The following is a 2630-nucleotide window of genomic DNA, read 5'->3' as shown; positions in this document are numbered from 1 at the left end:
TGCCTCCTCCACCACTAGCACCGCCTGCTCCTCTCACAGAGTTGGTACCCCCTGCTGAAATATTTGTGCTACCTCCAGAAGATTCTTCAGATGAAGACCCTCCACTAGGTGCAGAAGAACTTCCGCTTGTTTCATTACTTCCTCCACTTACAGATGGGCCCCCTGCCTCTCCGACAGAAGGACTTTCTCCCATAGATCCTGAACTAGGCATTATAGAAGAAGTAAAACTTTCAGTCAAACCCGTTGTAGCTGATCCAACAGTTTCTGCAATGTTTGATATGGAGTTGATTATTCCTACAGTATTTAACACTTGGCCTTGGCCAATATTCATTACTGTTGGGGTGCCAATAGCAGAACCACAGGGAGAATTATTTTTAAATTGATTGAATAGATTTTCTGACCACGTTTGAAAAACTCCTGACATAAAATCATTATATGTGAAGTCGGCACTGTTTCCATAATAGGAAACTCTTGTACTTCCATTAATAGGCACATTAATAGTTTTAGATAATTGTGTACAAGGATCTGTATATTGATAGGAATAGGTTTGCGTGTAAACAAAATTGTTTACATTTAATAAGAATAATAAAGCTATTAGTTTATTTCTTAAATACACCTTTCTTGATTAATCTAGTTATTACCCTAGATGCTGCTGTTTCAAGAGATTTTTTGGTCGTTATACCTATGGTGGATTGATTAAATTTAATATCATCAACATCTGCCAGGATAGAAGATTTTTTGACAGTGTTAGCATCTCCTAAACCTGAACCCACAATGATTTCTCCTGTAGTAGCATCTACAAATTTACATTGCAACCCCAATCTTGTTGTTTGAGTTGCTTCTGCTTTGCCATTCATTTTTACCACTTCATCTTCTGACACTGAAAAATCATATACTTCAATATATACTAGGTATTTAGCCAATAATACATGGCCAAAAACTTCTATCTTATTTGAAGAGATTCCTTTTCTTGATGCTTTATCCTGAGCTACCATTTTATTTTTAATCTCTGCTTTATCTTCAGTGATTACAAAACGGTTTGTATTTAAGAAATATTCAGTGACAATATTGGTGACACCAAGTCCCACTTTCTTTTCTTTAAGTTCAGGATAAGATTCGTACAATTCTTCATTAAATCCTATTTTAAGGATAGAGATAGGAATTTGCAAAGTATCATCATAATCAGATACAACTGCCAAACTCTGTTTCTTTTCAAAATCAGCTACATAAGCTTCTGTTTTAATAGAACCTATTTGAGAGAAGGCAAAAAGAGGTAAAAATATTAGACTACCAAGGACTTTCATCTTCAGCTTTTTCTTTTTTAGCAGGCTTCTCCACAACTCTTTCTTTAATGATTGTAGTTGGAGCAGGCGCACTGCTTTGCTTTTGTTGGTTAGTATTTTCAATATTCACTACAATAGGGGCAGGAGCTACTGTTTCAGTTTTAGCTTCTTCCTTGTGTTCGGAGTCTCCTCCAAAAAGTTGAGTGGAGGCCCATACACCTGCAGCTGTAACCAATGTTCCTAATGTTCCAATGATGGTTTTTTTCAAACTATCCATAGAACCATCATTTTGAATTTCTTCTGACATAATATTTATTTTTATTGCTTAATAATTTTTGATACTAATACTCCTTTATTATTTAGAAGTAACTTTGCAGTATAAACTCCTGCTGATAATTTCCCTAAATCTGCTCTATAGGTGAATTGCCCTTTAGATAAAAATTCGTCTAACACTTTAATATGCAAGCTTCCTAACATATCATATACCGCTAATGTAGCATTTGTACTTTCTTCTACATTGAACACAATATCTATAATCCCTGTTGTAGGGTTTGGGTAAACTTCCATTGTATTATCATCTAAGATTCTTCCTATACTAACAGGAGACATTTTTCTCACTTGTATAATATTATGACTAGGAGTTATAGATAAATCTTTTGATATAAAGTTTCCAGCAAATTTATTAGAGGTGAATAGAGGACTCACACCCCAATCTGATTGCGGTTTCAAAGCTATAAACTGGAAAGTGATTATTTCATCTCCATTTTTTAAAGCATTGTTATTAGTAGTAGGATCATAGCCTCCCCAAGATATTTCTCCTTCATTAGGGTTTACATAAGTGATCCATTTTTGAGCATTTGCACTTGAATAGATTCCTTTGAAAGATAATAAGCTACTATCATACTTCAAGCCAAACTGCAAAGCTAATACACTGACACTGTCTGATTTTAAACTTACAGGAATGCTAACCATATTTCCTTCGTCAACTTTTAACTTAGGAATAGTTAATTCAATATTATTTGTAGGGAAGTCATATTCCACTCTAGTATCAATAACTCTATGAGTTTGTGGATCCAAGTCTTGTGGCCCGTTTATAAGTATTTCAGTAGGAGTGGTACGAGCCATGTTATATCCTGTTGAGTTGGCATCCCCAGGAACAACAACATAATATGTCACTGAGTCAGGTTGTCCAGGAAGTATATTAAAGAAGAAGTTAGTAACTCCTGGGATAATTGCTGTGTAATTTGTATCAGGGGTTGTTGTAATAGAATCATATTGAGCAACAGTGAAGAATTTAATATCCTTTACATTGTTAGGCCAGCTTGTTATTCTACCCGCAACTCTTCC

The 2630-nt window shown here is 35.0% G+C and carries 4 protein-coding genes; all 4 read right to left on the bottom strand.

Translation table 11 applies throughout. The annotated features are described in order from the left end of the window. A partial coding sequence (locus tag ACIQ2X_RS15965) for a hypothetical protein (protein WP_396179972.1) occupies positions 1-493 on the bottom strand: 493 nt, incomplete at its 3' end. 106 nt (positions 494-599) lie between these two features. Further along, positions 600-1304, bottom strand: coding sequence for a hypothetical protein (locus ACIQ2X_RS15960; RefSeq protein WP_396179970.1), 705 nt, complete (start codon positions 1302-1304; stop codon positions 600-602). After that, on the bottom strand, positions 1288-1590 hold the full coding sequence (locus ACIQ2X_RS15955) for a hypothetical protein (RefSeq protein WP_396179969.1): 303 nt from the start codon (positions 1588-1590) through the stop codon (positions 1288-1290). Before ACIQ2X_RS15955 ends, ACIQ2X_RS15960 begins: the two co-directional genes overlap by 17 nt. 11 nt (positions 1591-1601) lie before the next feature. Continuing rightward, positions 1602-2630 (bottom strand): T9SS type A sorting domain-containing protein (locus ACIQ2X_RS15950; RefSeq protein ID WP_396179968.1); only part of this gene is annotated, 1029 nt, incomplete at its 5' end.

The organism is Flavobacterium sp. (assembly GCF_044368625.1).
Taxonomy (GTDB): Bacteria; Bacteroidota; Bacteroidia; order Flavobacteriales; family Flavobacteriaceae; genus Flavobacterium.
Note: the sequence above shows the minus strand (reverse complement) of the source record. Positions and strands in the feature narration are given on the sequence as shown.

Coding starts and splice junctions, on each gene's coding strand:
- ACIQ2X_RS15955 (WP_396179969.1), bottom strand. CDS start 1,590: ATGTCAGAAGAAATTCAAAATGATGGTTCTATGGATAGTTTGAAAAAA.
- ACIQ2X_RS15960 (WP_396179970.1), bottom strand. CDS start 1,304: ATGAAAGTCCTTGGTAGTCTAATATTTTTACCTCTTTTTGCCTTCTCT.